Below are 14,588 nucleotides of genomic sequence, written 5' to 3'. Positions count from 1 at the left end.
GGTGCTGACGAACGAATCAACAACGGCGCTGATTCGAGTGCCTGAATACTAGCTTTTCTCAGTTGGTGTATCGCTGCGTGATCGCATTGTTGATTTGATCAACGATCTCTCGTGGATTGTTTACTCCTATTACCAGACGAGCGTAATCTTCATTGTTAAGTTGGATTACGATGGGGTGCTCCGGCCTGGTGACATTCCAGAAGATTTTCTCCCCATGTTGGGTGAATGTTCCTGCCCATTTTCCAGGAGTGTGTAGGCCGGGGGAGCGTAAACCCTTAGTGTCGTCGAGGATACCGGGATCTTCGCTTGCTCCGTCTATATGGTCTATCGGTACTTCGAGTTTTCCCTTGAATGACCAGAATTTGTCAAGTCCTTCTGGCTCTATCTCTAGCGTATTCGCCACAATTGCAATCTTGTTACCCATGATTATCTTCCTTCATCGTAGTAATCTTCAGTTGCACGCACGCACGTTCCAGAATCGCCTTACCCAACTTTGTTTGTATGGCGACGAGTCCGTTTTGGGAGCCTCCCACGTCGGTAGATGACATCGATTCCACATACGATTGGGCGATTGTGCGAATCTCAACGTCGCCCGCAGATAATTCCATGAGAGCCACCAACACCAAACCCCGGGTATCTGATCCGGAGGGGTCCAACGCAATGGCTTCGTGCAGCGCTGCTATGAACATGCCACGTTTGCTGCCGAAGGCTGCGTAAAGACTGCCTCGGAGTAAACCTGAGGCGTTAACGAGATCGTCTATCGAAGTGCCTTCATAACCATGTGTGAGGAAAGCTCTCCTGAAATGCGCAAGTACTTCACCATTGTCAAACCCTTTTTTTCGGCCCACGAAACACAGCATACATTTAATTGACTAAACAGTCAAAAATAAGAATATGCCTTTCGGAGACGCTGATTCGGTTGAAATGAGTTTGTTTCATAACCCGGCGGGTATCAGAGGCATAGCGATGGGATCTGTGATGATGGCTAAGGGATCGCCGACGAGTTGAACGCGACTGGGGTGTGCACGGTCAATGACAGGTTGTTCACGTCGAAGTCGTTGAACAAGCTGCTCAAGAACCGTGCCTACATTGGTGAGTACTGCTATGCCGGGCATGTGATCCCGGGTGGTATGCCTCAGATCGTTGATGACGTGACCTTCGATGAGGTGCAGAAGATGTTCGCGATGAACAAGCATCGGGGCGTGAAAACGAAGACCGAACTGGCAGCCATGAGCAGCGAGGCACCGGACTACTGGCTCACGGGAAGGCTGTTCTGCGAGCGGTGCGGCGCACCGATGGAAGGCGTGTTCGGCACGTCGAAGACGGGCCGGAAATACCGGTACTACTACTGTCTGAACCAGCGCAGGAAGCAATGCACGGCCAAGCCCGTGCGTAAGGATCTCATCGAGGATCGCGTCACACTGACCGTTGAATCGTTCCTGGAGGACACGGAGATGCTGGCATCGCTGGCGGTCGATATGGCTGACCATTACCGTCAGACGCACAGCAGGGCACGGGAGATTCTCGACGGTCTTGGATCGCGAAGAAATGACGTGGAGTCGAAGTTGGCGAACTTCGTGAACGCCATCGCCATGGGCATCATGAACCAGTCCACCGCCGCAGCGATGGCGTCCCTGGAGGAGCAGAAGCAGGAGTTGGACGCGGCCATACAAGCCGAACATGTCAAGGCTGCACTGTTCGAGGATGAAGCGTCGATCAGTGCCTTCTACAAGCGTTTCGCCCGTGCGACCATGGACAGCAAGGAAACGAGGGATCTGCTGTTCGAGTACTTCATTGACAGGATCTTCGTGGGGGACAAGACACTGACTATCGCATCATGGTTCTTCGACGGCGGGCAGGCAATTACACGCGCTGATCTCCCTGAGGCAAAACAAACGGGGGAAGTGCTGAACATAGAGTTCGACACTTCCCCCTCAGGTGGAGCTGCCGGGAATTGAACCCGGGTCCGGTGACAGTACTCCCAGTCTTCTACGTGCGTAGTCTGCTGGCCGTATGGCTATTATTCTGCCCCCAATGGTGTCGCAGACAACTATTGGCTGGCATATTCACAGTTAAAGTCCCTGAATCACCCTGTGACGCAGCGATTCAAGCAAGTCCTCTAAATGACGTTCAGCTTCTCCCCGAAGACGAGAGAGAGTGAACGGAGCCACTGCTCACTGTTTATTCCTGGCGCGAAGCTCAGGCAGCGAGAGCGAACTCAGTGCGGTTAGATTTAGCACTTGTTGTTTGCGGGAGGACATTAACGAGTGGACCCCCGCGTTCTCGGCACGCTTCTCTGCGACGAACAGATCACCGTCGAAACCGATCAGCCCCATATTTAATTATTAAACCAGCTTGGCTAATTAACCAAGCACTCTATTGTATACCATCTGCAATAGCATCTCAGACAACACTTCAGCGATGACATTATTCCCGGTACTTATTACGCGTTGGAGAAAGCACTTCACATTTCAGCGGTATTCAGAAGAAGACAATGCTCCGCGGTAAGTGTTCGAGCGTACTTTCTGAAATGAGTAGCGAACCGTCCTAGCATAATTAGCAGTACGAAGCACAATAACTGAGGAGTATAGCAACTAAGAAGCACAGCAAGCTAGAACTAAAACACAACAGCGGATGTTGATAACAAAGGAGTATAAAAAACTCTCTGTCACCAACATCCGCCGTAGGTATTGCTAGGCAGTCTTAATTAGCTGGATTTACCTGTTCGTTTTTGGAAACAATCAGCTTATGGAAGACAGCAATCACTAACACATAAATAACGCCAACTGACATGACAGCAATTGCTCCAGTTTGCATACCAACCGCATCGGATGCAAGACCCATAAGTGGAGGGAAAATTGCTCCGCCGATAAGACCCATCATCATCAGACCAGAAATTTCGTTCTGTCTTGATGGTAGGTGAAGTAGTGCGCGTGTCAGGAACAGCGAAAATACGTTGGAGTTACCAAAACCAACCAGTGCGAGACCGAGGTAGCACAAGAATACTGGTGATTGGTCAACCGTAATGAACACTGTGAGGCAAACAACTGACAGAACCATGAGCACTGCACATATACGCAGAGCAGTTTTATTGCTCAGCCTCTGCAAGGTCACACTTCCAGTAAGGCAGCCAATCGTACGGAATACGAAATATACACTGGTGGCGATACCGGCAGTTGCCAGTGACTGTCCTGTCTGCTCCATGAGAATCTTGGGCGCAGTGGTGTTGATACCGACATCAATACCCACATGGCTGACGATGCCGAGGAAGCAGAGCAACACAACCGGGTCCTTCAACAGTGCGAAGCAACGAGCGATGCTGGTCTTACCTTTATCAGGTGTAGCTTCTTGGATATTGTCACTTGCAAGAAGTACGTAACCCACCACAGCCACGACTAAGAAAATCACATAGAGAAGCCACCACATACCAAAAGCAGCAGCCATCCATCCAGCGAGGATCGGCGCAATGAATGAAGCAAGAGCCTTGACGAATTGGCCAAGGGTGAGTGTGCTTGCTAGGCGGTCGTTGTTTACCAGATTACTCAGTAGGGGATTGAGAGAAACCTGCATCACAGTGTTACCAATGCCAAGTAAGCAGAAGGAGATAATCATAAGAACGAAGCGGACGTCCTTAGATGGCTGCAAGTAGCCGATAATCGGCACAATCAGTGCAGCTGAAGTGATAATTATGCTGATGAGTACGGTTTTACGTCGGCCAAGACGATTCATCAGCAGGCCAGTGGGTACCGAGAAAATCAGGAACCAGAAAAACACCATGCTGGTGAAGAGATTGGCTTGTGAATCAGTAAGTGAGAAATCGTCTTTCACATAGTTTGCTGCGATACCTACCAGATCGACAAAACCCATGATGAAGAACGACACCATAACAGGTGCGAGCGATCTAATATTCATTCCTGACCGTTGTTGGACAGAACTTGTGTTTGACATAATGGTTCCCCTTCAACCGGTGATTCTCAATTCCCCAACTGAGAATCACCGGCCAATAACTGCTTAGTTTTCGGCTTCCGCCTGTGCGAGGTAGTCCGGAATTGCTTCTGGATAATCGGGCCATGCACCACTTTGCGTGCACACGTATGCTGCGGTGTTAACTGCAGCGCGATGCGCTGTGCGAAGGGACACGCCTTGAAGGATGTTGCTGGTGAAGGTTCCGGAGAAGGAATCGCCGGCACCTACGGTGTCAGTAACTTTCACACGGGGAGTGGACAGAGTTGATGAATCACCAGTGCGTCCGAAGATACTGCTGTATTCGCTGCCGGCTGTAAGAACCACGTATTCAAGGTCAAAATGATCAATGAACCACTGGCATGCATCAGCATCTGAGGTGCCACGGATATCAAACATATCTTGCAACAGCAGGAGTTCTGCATCATTGAGTTTCAGTACTGTGGCTTGCCACAGCAGCTCGGTGATAAGTTCCTTCGAATAGTGATCGCCACGAAGATTAATATCAAAGAACTTCATCGCACCAGGTTTAGTGTGCTTAAGGAGTTCAATAATCGTGTCATGGGTTTCAGAACTGCGTAGTGCCAATGTGCCAAAGCAGACGGCATCTGCTTTGCCGACCATTTCGATGAGCTCGCGGGTGAGCACGATATGATCCCACGCCACGTTGCGCACGATGGTGTACTCAGGAATACCATTTTTGAGAGCAACTTCAACCGTGCTGGTTGGCCAAGCATTGCGTTGAAGAATTGACTTGATGCCTGCGTCAGTGATGGCACCGGAGAGTTCATCGCCAAGGGCATCTTCGCCTACAGCACTAATGGAGTATCCGTCCGAGCCATTCTTCATTGCATGGTATATAAAGTTTGCAGGAGCTCCGCCTGCTCGTTTGCCTCCGGGCAGCATATCCCAAAGTAGCTCACCAAGGCTGAGTACGATCGGTTGGTTCATGGTGTTTCCTTTCCTTGCGGTGTTTCTTGTTTCACTGATGCTCAATTAAGAGTTTGACTGTGCCCATGTGTTTATTCGTCTCTCACTATGTAGCTCTAGCGAATAGTGAGGGATGGCGCAGGAATTGATTTGCCGCCGCAGCTGCTGCGCCGGTGATTGTGGGATCGCTCGTCAACGTTGAGAGCAAGATTTCTGTTGAATTCAATATCTCAGGAACTATGCGTTCTTGTAAGACTTCGTAAACAATGTCCAGTAACACACCGCCTGCCTGAGCCATGATGTCACCAATGATGATTTGTTGTGGATTGTAGGCGTTAATGATATTGACACAACCATATCCAACGTATCGCGAGATTTTGCTGACTAGCTCAAATGCCTGTTTGTTACCCGCTGATGATGCTGCAAAGAGAGACTTGCAAGCATCTCGATGCGTCATCGAAGCTATGTCCGGAAATTCTGCATCTAAGATGTGTGACTTTACAAGTTCCTCGTGAACTGCCACCGCTGAACAATAGCATTCCAAGCAACCAAAATTGCCGCATTTGCAGGCTCTGCCGTTGACATCGATGCTGATATGACCTATTTCTGTTGCTGCACCGCGTTCGCCATTGATGAGTTGTTCGTGGTCCATAACACCAAGGCCAACCCCTTCTCCAACGAGATAGTAAGCAATGTTCTCTGAAGAGACGCGGGGGTCGAAGAGGCTTTCAGCTAACGCTCCTGATCTGGCATCATGCTCAATAAAAGTCGGCACAGGGAAGGCATTGCTGAACTCATCGGTGTAACAAATATCTGTCCAACCGGGCATTGAGGTTACTACCGCAATCTTTCCTTCATGTCGCAGATACGGGCCAGGAACTGACATGCCAACTGCAACGATATGTGAATCTTGACTGAGTAGATCGGTAATAATACTGCGAATATGGTCAACGGTGGCAGATATTTGCGAATCGATAACAGGTGGTAAATCAATGAGTGAGAGCTGTCTACCACTGATATCAAAAACGCCAATTTGTACAAGACTACGTGCAAACTTCACGCCGATAACCCTGTATTTGGAGTGGTTGAGAGTGAGGCCGAGTGCTCGTCTGTTAAGTCGACCTTCAAGATTTCCGGTTTCGCTGATAACGCCAAGTTCAATAAGTTTTGCCGTGATTTTGGTAATTGCTGCTGGTGTAAGGCCGAGCGCGTGGGCGATGTCTGCACGTGAGCAGACACCGTTGCGGTGTAGAAACTCCACAACTCGTGAACGATTGAGTTCAGATAGGGGTTGTTGATCACCCCCACGGGGCAACCCTGTTGTGCCAGAATGCACGATGACTCCTTTGTCGTCGAATACGAACAATTAAAAACATTTTTTAATATATTAACTTCGTTAATGCAAATAAGTCCATTCGGCGTGTTGTCTGGTATGGGGAGCATCACGGAGCCCCGAGGAGCGAATGCTCTCAGAGCTTCTAGCGCTGCAGAGATTGAGTAAAGAGATGCTTGTGCTCACAAAGACATGACCTTGTCTGTTTTACCTACCGATGAATTTGTTAACAAAACTGCAAAAATGTGAGCTTCAGGACTCATTGCCGAAATCGAAACGACACAAAGGACGTATAAAAAACAATAGTAAGGAAAACGAACTAAACATAGTATCGGGGAATTGGTCCGCTTTCCTTGTCAACGCCGGTTTACGGTAAACATCTGGCAGAGGCCGAAAAAAGTGTTGAGAGACGCTGAATTTTCGTCTGCATAGGTCTTAGCAGCCAGATGTATTTGGCTGTTAAGGATCAACAATGGGGGTTCAAGATGTGGCATAAGAAAACGATGATGGTTGCGGCACTTACCGCTGCCACCTTGGCGCTAAGCGGGTGTTCGGTCGGTGGTTCATCTGCTTCTTCGACTGATGAATCTACGGATGGAACAGGGAAAACCCTCACCATATGGGCAATGCAAGGGGACTATTCAACACAGACCCTTAACGCTATCAACTCTGCATTTACCAAGAAAACAGGGGCGAAAGTTAAGGTTGAAACTCAGCAATGGACGGATATCACCACTAAAATCACCACCGCTCTTACCACTTCCACACCTCCTGATGTTTTGGATATCGGCAATACGCAAGTTGCAGGATTTGCGACTAGTGGGGGATTGCTTGATGTGAGTTCGCATAAGAAGGAATTGTCTGAAGGCAATGAATGGCTGAGCGGATTGGAAGACCCTGCAACAGTTGGTGGCAAATTATATGGTGTCCCTGCTTTTGGAGCGGCGAGAGCAGTGGTATACAACAAAAAGATTTGGGCCGATGCTGGTGTGACCAGTGAACCAACAACATGGGATGAATTCACTGCAGATCTTGACAAAGTTGCCGCGAAGAATGCCTCAAATGCAGACTTCACACCTTTCTATCTTCCAGGCCAGTATTGGTATTCAATGCTTCAATTTGTCTGGGATGCTGGCGGACAAGTCGCACAAGAAAAAGACGGCAAATGGACAGGTACGATGTCCAATGCTAAGAGTGTTAAAGGTCTTGAGGAGTGGAAAGCATTCCAGAACAAATATTCCAGCAAGGCATCTCAAAGCCTAGATACTGATTCTCCTGACCAAAATCAGATGCTTGCCGATGGAACCACGTCAGCTGTGTTGGCAAATAGCGCGGCGCTCTCATCAGTGAAAACTATCAATTCAAGTGTGAGCTCCGATGATCTCGGAACTTTCGCTATGCCAGGGCAAAGCGGTAAGAACCAGCCTGCAATGACTGCCGGTTCGGACTGGACCATCGCCTCTAAGAGTAAGAATTCTGGATTGGCACTTGAATGGATCAAGATTGCATCCAGTTCTGATATTCAGCAGAAGTGGGTTTTTGGGCATGATGGTTGGCTGCCGAATACAGTCGAAGGTTTGGATAAAGCGATGAAGTCCTCCAGCTTCCCAGAGGCTCAAAAAGGCTTCTTCGAGGCAGCAAAGGATTCTAAAGCGACTCCAGGATCTGCAAACTGGGCAACGATTGAGGGAGATAAATCGGTGAATTCCTTCACTCAGTCAATTGCTACCGGCACTGCGACCCCAGCACAGGCAGCAAAAAGTTTCGATGAGCATATGGATGAGGTATTCGCCAAGTAGTTCGAACACCTGAACAGGTATCAGCGAAGAGTGGCAAGCAGGTCATCATTCTACGGGCGACAACGCAGAAGTGTAACGGTTGAATCACCAAATCACTTCAGCGTTGCCAGCCCATATCGAAGCTTGGTGATGTTACTGACATCCCCAGCTTGGGGAAGCAGACAAGCGGACTAGGAATGATGAGAAAGGAGGATGTTATGACATCCGCGAGTACGGGGATGAGTCCAGCTCCTCATTTACAGGATGAATTCCCTCGGGAGCCTAAAGCTTCGCGAGGAAAGCATGGGAAGAAACCAGGACTGCGAGACCATGATGGAAAAACCGCAGCGATGTTGTTTGGTCCCACAGGACTTATATTGATTGCTTTGGTCGCTGTTCCTATTGCATTCCTGTTGATTTCTTCATTCTCCGATTTTAATCAACGTTCCTTATTTACCGGCGAATTCAATATCGTTGGTTTACAGCAGTATGCCATAGCCCTGGCTGACAAAGACTTCTGGTATGCGATGCTCAGAACTGTTCTTTTCACGGCAGCTTTGGTATTGGGAAGTGTACTGATAGGCATGTATGTGTCTCAAATGATGACAAGGTTGAACGGAGCAATGCGATACCTTGTCACATTTGTATTGATCTTCGCCTGGGCAATGCCCAACGTTGCATCCTCCATTGTGTGGAAGTGGCTGTTTCAACCAGGGTATGGAGTGGTTAATTGGATGCTCACGCGGCTACGCATTTTTGGAGATATGAGCAATACTGCTTGGTCTAATAACACTACGCTTGCTCTGCTCTGTATCTGGATGCTGGTCGTCTGGCAAGCTGTCCCATACATTGCTATTACTCTGTACGCAGCGACGATTGCTGTTGATCATTCCTGTCTGGAGGCTGCTCAACTTGATGGAGCTGGTTCTTGGAGAATGTATTGGCAGATATTAGTACCGATGATTAAACCGAGTCTGCTTGTTGTATCGATTTTGTCGGTTATTTGGGATTTCAATGTGTTCAATCAAATCTGGTTGGTTTCTCAAGGTGGTCCCTCTGGATCCACAGCAACCATTGGAGTATTTACCTATACCAAGGCTTTTGTCGGATTTGATATCGGTCAAGGTTCAGCCATTTCAGTGATTACGGTGCTGTTATTGCTCGTGCTCACAGGTGTGTATATTCGCAACCTCTTGAAGTCAGGTGAGGATCTATGAGTCAAGGCATCCATCAACATTCTCAGACGGCTGTTATCAAAGCAAAGCGTCGATTTAAGTGGGGGCAGTTGAGAACGAATATTGCAGGACTGCTGTTCTGCATCATATGGTTCTTTCCCGTGTATTGGATGACGATAACTGCATTCAAGCCTCGCAATGAGGTTATGACTGTTAATCCAGTATTCCTGCCCACCCATTGGTCGCTACAAAATTTTCGTACGGCCATATTTCAAACACAGTTCATAACGAATCTCTTCAATTCCATCTTGACCACAACGGTTTCGGTGGTGCTCTCTGTTCTGTTAGCATTTTTAGCCTGTGCGGCGTTGACGTTATATCGTTTCAAAGGGCGTCGTTCGATTATCGTGACGGTGCTTGCTATTCAGATGCTTCCGGGTACTGCCTTGCTGATACCTCAGTTCATCGTGTTTAATCAACTCGGACTACTGAATAGTTATATAGGTCTGATATTGGCATATATTGCCGCGGTACTCCCATTCTCAATTTGGAATATGCGTGGCTTCTTCCTCGCGATTCCCGTAGATATATTTGAATCAGCACGCGTAGAAGGCGCCAGTGAATGGCAGATTTTGCGGATGATTACCTTCCCGTTGGTAGCACCAGGAATCATCTCCACATCAGTATTTGCCTTCATCGCAGCGTGGAACGATTACCTCACCGCATTTACCTTCATGAAAGATCAATCGAAATACACACTACCTGTCTGGCTGGCTAGCTTTTCAACTCCGATGGGGACTGATTTTGGTGGGCAAATGGCAGCATCCGTGTTGTTTTCGCTCCCTGTCGTCATCTTCTTCATGATTATTCAAGGCAACATGGTTAAGGGAATAACTGAGGGGGCTATTAAGTGAGTTTTGTTAACAATTCAAGCGTAGACTGACATTACCGAAGATGTGCTGAGCGATTGTCTATATACAAGGTGTAGGTGCGGGATGTGAGCGTCGTGTACCTACGAAACGTGAGTGCACGGAGCAGGGGGAGACTGTTATGGTGGCACGAGTTCCCGTTCTTGGTGAGAACGTAGGGTTCAAGCGCGAATCTGGTACGCGCAGATATGCCAGTGCGGCACCTTCAGATATTCGTTTGCGCAACCGAACCGCAATAATGCGGGCGCTTTATCCTCATGATTGGCGTTCGAGAGCTGAGCTGGCGAAGATTACAGGGATGTCAAAAGTTTCCACCTCAGATGTGGTGGCAGAGCTCATCCGAGATGGGCTTGTGGTTGAGGGTGAGTATAAAAATTCTCAGGGTCCCGGCAAACCTGGATTATCTATTGGTTTTAACCCTCAAGCTGGTTGTGTGGTTGCCCTTGATCTATCGGACATTACTCATCTGCGCGCTCTGGTAATTAATCTTGTTGGGGATGTGCTGTTGAGAGAACAGGTCGATTGTCCTGAACAAGCAAGCTTAGATATCAAGCAGGTAGTTGGCTTATGTCAGCGCGTACTGCACCAATGCACTACCACCGTCATGGGCATAGCGGTTGCCACGCCTGGAACCGTGAATGACGAAGGTCTGGTTATTGAGGCTCCCAACCTTGGGTGGAGCAACATGGATTTGCCTTCAATCCTTGGTGATATAAGCAAGATTCCTGTGGTAGTCACCAACGATGCAGATGCGGCTGTGTTCGCCGAACGCTACTTCGGAGCAGGGGCACCAGACATGATTTTGGTGCAGATAGCTAAAGGTATCGGTGCGGGTGTGCTCATTTCGGACAGCATAGTGACAGGCAGAGGGTTTACCGCTGGTGAGATTGGTCATGTAGTGATGACGGAGGGCAACAAACCATGCGTATGCGGCAAAACAGGTTGTTTAGAAACATTGGTTTCTGTTCCAGTTCTCGATGAACGCATAGCTAAAAATCCTAGCCAAGCCGCAACAATTTTACTTGAGGCAGGGCAGAGCTTGGGAAGGGCTCTAGCTATGCCGGTGGCGATGACCAATATCACTAGGATTGTGTTGTCAGGGCCAAAACACATCGTCACACCAGTGCTCGTGGAATCGACGCAACATACTATCGATTCGCTGGCACGATCGAGGTTTATTGATGCGGTTCATGTTCAACAATCGACGCTTGGACAAGATGCTGCCATGCTGGGTGCTGCAGCACTAGTACTAAGAAAAGAGCTTGCAGTGCTGTAAGTCAAGGCCAATGAATTTGTGCTGTGCCTTCCTTCTCCGGCAATAGCGGAGGCTGGTTCACAGCAAAATATCCATCAAAAACAGTATGTGAAGAGACAACAACAAAGGATAGTAACCGTGATAATGCAGGCGACACCACCGTCAACAATGCCGTTGTTGATTCCAGAGGTGCAGAATTTGGAGCTGAAACAAGGAGTAGTTGTGCTGCCTGTCAGTGGGACAATTGCTCAATATACTGATGCAGCCTCAGATAGTGGATGTTTCTTAGCTCAGCAACTTCAACGTAGTTTAAGCGAAGCGACTGGTTCTGCATGGAATGTAAGCCGAGGTGGACGGTGGAAAGCCAATATAGCCTTATTACTTGATTCAACCTTGCCACAAGGGAGTTATAGACTCGATATTTCAACAGCATGTGACGTTGATGCCGCCGGCGCTCAAATTCGACTTTGTGGTTCTCATATTGCAGATTTGCGTGATGCAGTACAAACTTTACGCCAATTGATAGCGCAGTATGGTTCTGCTGTGCCTTGCATGCATATTGAAGATAGTGCTGCATACGCTGTGCGTAGTTATAGTCTCGACGTCACGCGTGGTCGAGTTCCCACCATGCAGTGGCTACATTCATGGATAGATAAACTCTGTTTGTACAAGTACAACCAGCTGCAGCTCTACGTTGAGCACAGCACCAAAATTGATGGGTTAAGCGAAAGTTGGCGTGGGAGCAGTCCACTGAGTTCTCAGGATTTCATCGAACTAGATCAGTATTGCGCCGAACGAGGTATTGATTTAGTGCCTTCAATATCCACATTTGGGCATCACTATATGACCTTACGTACTCACAGTTTTCGCGATCTGGGTGAGTTCCCTGAGCAAGCGGATCGACCCTTCAGTTTCATTGAGCGACAAGAGCATCACACTATCAATATCAATCATCCTGAGGCTTTTGCACTGTCTTGCAAGCTCATAGATTCTTATATTGATGAGATACGTTCCGTGTATTTCAACATCGGTGGTGACGAAACTTTCGACTTAGGTAAAGGGCGCTCGCGAGAAGGTGGTCAAAGCAGTGATCCTGCACATATGTATGCAGGCTATGTAGAACGCTTATGCCGATATGTGCAGCAGCATGGACATCAGGCAATGCTGTGGGGCGATATAGCAGTTGAGATGCCGGAAATACTCGATTTACTACCTCCGGATGTTGTGGTGCTTAATTGGTTATATTCGCCAGATGTCACGGACGATAAAGTCAGATTGGTTGCTGCTTCGGGAGTCCGGCAATATGTTTGCGCCGCCGTACACTGCTGGAATAGCTTATTACCACATTTCGATAGAGCTTGGCTCAATATCAGCAAGCTTGCTGCAATCGGATTGAAATATCACGCTGAAGGGTTCATGGTTACCGATTGGGGTGATTATGGTCATATCAATGATCCTAGGATGAGTATTCCGGCGATGATTTATGGTGCGCAGGAGGCTTGGAAACCTGGCGCGGTTGATGTCGAAACTGTAGATTCGAGAATTTCTGTACTTGAATATGGTGATCTCACTGGACGTGTGCTTGCTGATATGAAAGCCGCGGCATCGTCTGTATCTTTTGCGTGGGAGAATGCAATACACCTTCTAGAGCTTGATGATGGTCGTGGAGGTGTCAATGCAGATGTGTTTCAGGCAGTGAACGCTGAAGGTGCCACAATACCTATTGATATTCATCGAACACCACGCGTAGGTGATGTGCGACGCGCATATTTGCAAAGTCGACTGCCCCAGATTGCAAAGGCTGCTGCATGCAATGGTGATTTACACGAGGCTCAGTTAGGGATTATTTGTGATACTCCCCATGTTGCAGCTGTTCGTGGAGCGATTATCCAGCCTTGGCTAGTGGCTCTTGACGGTCAGTGTTTGTTGAATGAGCTGGGCTACTGTTTAGCAGTGAATGCAGGCCTCATTAAGCAATCTTCTGTTGCAGACAGTGATAGCAGTGACGCTTCATGGCATGTGGAAACATTGCCGGAGCGCCTAGAAACGTGGTTTGAGAGTTATTCTCAATCGTGGAAATCGCTGAGTCGAGAATCAGAATTACGCCGCATTGCTGACGTTGTATGGCAGCTTGCAGATACAATTCGTATTCAGCGCCAGGAGCAGTCATGATGGCAACAAGTGACATGCTTGACTTCGGAAGTCCTATAGCACATAGCTCACCATCAATAGTCGATAATACGGCTACTCACCCCTTACCTCAGATGCATGTATCGCAAGGATATATCGGTATCGATGTTGGTGGCACAAAAATCGAGGGTGTTGTGCTAGACGACCACTCCACTGTGCTGGAAAGTATGAGATCTACCAGTCCGCAAGGAGAGTTAGCTGTCAATACAGAACTCATAGCGATGATTGAAGATTTGATTCAACGGTGTACCAATCGTGGTATTTCGCTTGCTGGTATCGGCATTGGTATTCCTGGACGGATTAATCCGCATACAGGTGATGTTTCTCATGCTGTAAATCTCAGTATTTCTGGTATGCATTTACAAGCAGATCTTGAATCTAAGTTTCCTGGAATCCCGATAAGTGTGGAAAATGATGTGAACGCTGCAGCCCTAGGAGCGTGGACAGTGCTCGACGGGAATAGAGCCTCACAGCTAGCCTTCATCAATTTCGGAACAGGTCTTGCATGCGGGATTGTCCAATCTGGCTCAGTGCAGCGAGGTGTGAGCGGAGCTGCAGGTGAAATCGGTCATTTAGCGATTGAGGAGCATAACTTGCTCTGCAAATGTGGGCAACGAGGATGCCTTGAGACAGTTGCTTCTGGATCTGCAGTAGCGAGGCTGTGGCCTGTCGAGCGTGGACACCCAATGCAGGATTTGATATTGCATCAAGAAGCAGGAGATGAGCAAGCTTGTCAAACGCTAGACATGGTCGTTCATGCAATGACGAAAGCGATACTCACAGTTGCACTCAGCGTTGATCCCGACCGCATTGTGTTGGGAGGAGGATTGATGAAAACAGGGGAATCGCTGTTTAACAGGATTGTTATTGATCTCGAAAGTAGAGCTGAAACAAGTCCTTTCATCACGAGCTTGGGATTGTCGAAACGGCTGAGTTTATCGCCGAAAGACCAAGCAATTGGTGCGATTGGTGCAGCAGTCATTTCTGTAAATCGTGCTTAAGTCACAGCACTTATTGAGTTCGTCATCTTTAATC

The 14,588-nt window shown here is 48.2% G+C and carries 13 protein-coding genes and 1 other RNA gene; 7 read left to right on the top strand and 7 right to left on the bottom strand.

Translation table 11 applies throughout. From position 1 onward, the window contains the following. Positions 1-58 precede the first annotated feature (58 nt). The 3 genes from LKI20_RS07875 to LKI20_RS07865 form a co-directional block, all read right to left on the bottom strand. Positions 59-424, bottom strand: a complete 366-nt coding sequence (locus LKI20_RS07875) for a hypothetical protein (RefSeq protein WP_291772510.1) — start codon at positions 422-424, stop codon at positions 59-61. Beyond that, positions 417-848, bottom strand: coding sequence for a TetR/AcrR family transcriptional regulator (locus tag LKI20_RS07870; RefSeq protein ID WP_291772507.1), 432 nt, complete (start codon positions 846-848; stop codon positions 417-419). The genes LKI20_RS07875 and LKI20_RS07870 overlap by 8 nt, the downstream gene beginning before the upstream one ends. A gap of 87 nt (positions 849-935) precedes the next feature. Next, positions 936-1,115 (bottom strand): hypothetical protein, encoded by a 180-nt coding sequence (locus LKI20_RS07865; protein WP_291772505.1) that lies wholly within the window; start codon positions 1,113-1,115, stop codon positions 936-938. On the opposite strand from LKI20_RS07865, the gene LKI20_RS07860 reads away from it, so the two are divergent. Continuing rightward, positions 1,041-1,958 (top strand): recombinase zinc beta ribbon domain-containing protein, encoded by a 918-nt coding sequence (locus LKI20_RS07860; RefSeq protein ID WP_366936182.1) that lies wholly within the window; start codon positions 1,041-1,043, stop codon positions 1,956-1,958. The two genes, LKI20_RS07865 and LKI20_RS07860, sit on opposite strands and share 75 nt — an antisense overlap. On the opposite strand, the gene ssrA is transcribed toward LKI20_RS07860, so the two are convergent. The 4 genes from ssrA to LKI20_RS07840 all read right to left on the bottom strand — a co-directional run bounded on the left by ssrA (position 1,937) and on the right by LKI20_RS07840 (position 6,229). Beyond that, positions 1,937-2,334, bottom strand: a transfer-messenger RNA (tmRNA) gene (gene ssrA / locus LKI20_RS07855). The two genes, LKI20_RS07860 and ssrA, sit on opposite strands and share 22 nt — an antisense overlap. 369 nt (positions 2,335-2,703) lie before the next feature. After that, positions 2,704-3,948 (bottom strand): MFS transporter, encoded by a 1,245-nt coding sequence (locus tag LKI20_RS07850; protein WP_291772500.1) that lies wholly within the window; start codon positions 3,946-3,948, stop codon positions 2,704-2,706. Positions 3,949-4,011: 63 nt separating this feature from the next. Next, on the bottom strand, positions 4,012-4,914 hold the full coding sequence (locus tag LKI20_RS07845; protein WP_291772496.1) for a carbohydrate kinase family protein: 903 nt from the start codon (positions 4,912-4,914) through the stop codon (positions 4,012-4,014). 85 nt (positions 4,915-4,999) lie between these two features. Then, positions 5,000-6,229, bottom strand: a complete 1,230-nt coding sequence (locus LKI20_RS07840; RefSeq protein WP_291772493.1) for an ROK family transcriptional regulator — start codon at positions 6,227-6,229, stop codon at positions 5,000-5,002. A 482-nt stretch (positions 6,230-6,711) separates the two neighbouring features. Between LKI20_RS07840 and LKI20_RS07835 the strand changes: the two genes are divergently transcribed. The 6 genes from LKI20_RS07835 to LKI20_RS07810 all read left to right on the top strand — a co-directional run bounded on the left by LKI20_RS07835 (position 6,712) and on the right by LKI20_RS07810 (position 14,554). Then, a complete protein-coding gene (locus tag LKI20_RS07835) occupies positions 6,712-8,025 on the top strand; it encodes an extracellular solute-binding protein (RefSeq protein ID WP_291772492.1) in 1,314 nt (437 codons plus the stop codon). 197 nt (positions 8,026-8,222) lie between these two features. Beyond that, on the top strand, positions 8,223-9,221 hold the full coding sequence (locus LKI20_RS07830; protein WP_291772489.1) for a carbohydrate ABC transporter permease: 999 nt from the start codon (positions 8,223-8,225) through the stop codon (positions 9,219-9,221). Continuing rightward, entirely contained in the window at positions 9,218-10,093 is an 876-nt protein-coding gene (locus LKI20_RS07825; protein ID WP_291772486.1) for a carbohydrate ABC transporter permease, read from the top strand. Before LKI20_RS07830 ends, LKI20_RS07825 begins: the two co-directional genes overlap by 4 nt. Before the next feature lie 136 nt (positions 10,094-10,229). Continuing rightward, entirely contained in the window at positions 10,230-11,384 is a 1,155-nt protein-coding gene (locus LKI20_RS07820; protein ID WP_291772483.1) for an ROK family transcriptional regulator, read from the top strand. 123 nt (positions 11,385-11,507) lie between these two features. Then, positions 11,508-13,535: a family 20 glycosylhydrolase gene (locus tag LKI20_RS07815; protein ID WP_291772480.1), complete on the top strand. Its 2,028-nt coding sequence runs from the start codon at positions 11,508-11,510 to the stop codon at positions 13,533-13,535. Next, positions 13,532-14,554: an ROK family protein gene (locus LKI20_RS07810; protein WP_291772477.1), complete on the top strand. Its 1,023-nt coding sequence runs from the start codon at positions 13,532-13,534 to the stop codon at positions 14,552-14,554. The genes LKI20_RS07815 and LKI20_RS07810 overlap by 4 nt, the downstream gene beginning before the upstream one ends. The last annotated feature ends 34 nt before the right edge of the window (positions 14,555-14,588 follow it).

The organism is Bifidobacterium sp. (assembly GCF_022647885.1).
Taxonomy (GTDB): Bacteria; Actinomycetota; Actinomycetes; order Actinomycetales; family Bifidobacteriaceae; genus Bombiscardovia.
The sequence above is the reverse complement of the archived record's forward strand: the minus strand, read 5'-3'. Positions and strand labels throughout refer to the sequence as shown.

What these genes read in the sequence shown, in the direction of transcription:
- LKI20_RS07875 (WP_291772510.1), bottom strand. Translation starts at nt 424, where the DNA reads ATGGGTAACAAGATTGCAATTGTGGCGAATACGCTAGAGATAGAGCCA.
- LKI20_RS07865 (WP_291772505.1), bottom strand. Translation starts at nt 1,115, where the DNA reads ATGCCCGGCATAGCAGTACTCACCAATGTAGGCACGGTTCTTGAGCAG.
- LKI20_RS07850 (WP_291772500.1), bottom strand. Translation starts at nt 3,948, where the DNA reads ATGTCAAACACAAGTTCTGTCCAACAACGGTCAGGAATGAATATTAGA.
- LKI20_RS07845 (WP_291772496.1), bottom strand. Translation starts at nt 4,914, where the DNA reads ATGAACCAACCGATCGTACTCAGCCTTGGTGAGCTACTTTGGGATATG.
- LKI20_RS07835 (WP_291772492.1), top strand. Translation starts at nt 6,712, where the DNA reads ATGTGGCATAAGAAAACGATGATGGTTGCGGCACTTACCGCTGCCACC.
- LKI20_RS07830 (WP_291772489.1), top strand. Translation starts at nt 8,223, where the DNA reads ATGACATCCGCGAGTACGGGGATGAGTCCAGCTCCTCATTTACAGGAT.
- LKI20_RS07825 (WP_291772486.1), top strand. Translation starts at nt 9,218, where the DNA reads ATGAGTCAAGGCATCCATCAACATTCTCAGACGGCTGTTATCAAAGCA.
- LKI20_RS07820 (WP_291772483.1), top strand. Translation starts at nt 10,230, where the DNA reads ATGGTGGCACGAGTTCCCGTTCTTGGTGAGAACGTAGGGTTCAAGCGC.
- LKI20_RS07815 (WP_291772480.1), top strand. Translation starts at nt 11,508, where the DNA reads ATGCAGGCGACACCACCGTCAACAATGCCGTTGTTGATTCCAGAGGTG.
- LKI20_RS07810 (WP_291772477.1), top strand. Translation starts at nt 13,532, where the DNA reads ATGATGGCAACAAGTGACATGCTTGACTTCGGAAGTCCTATAGCACAT.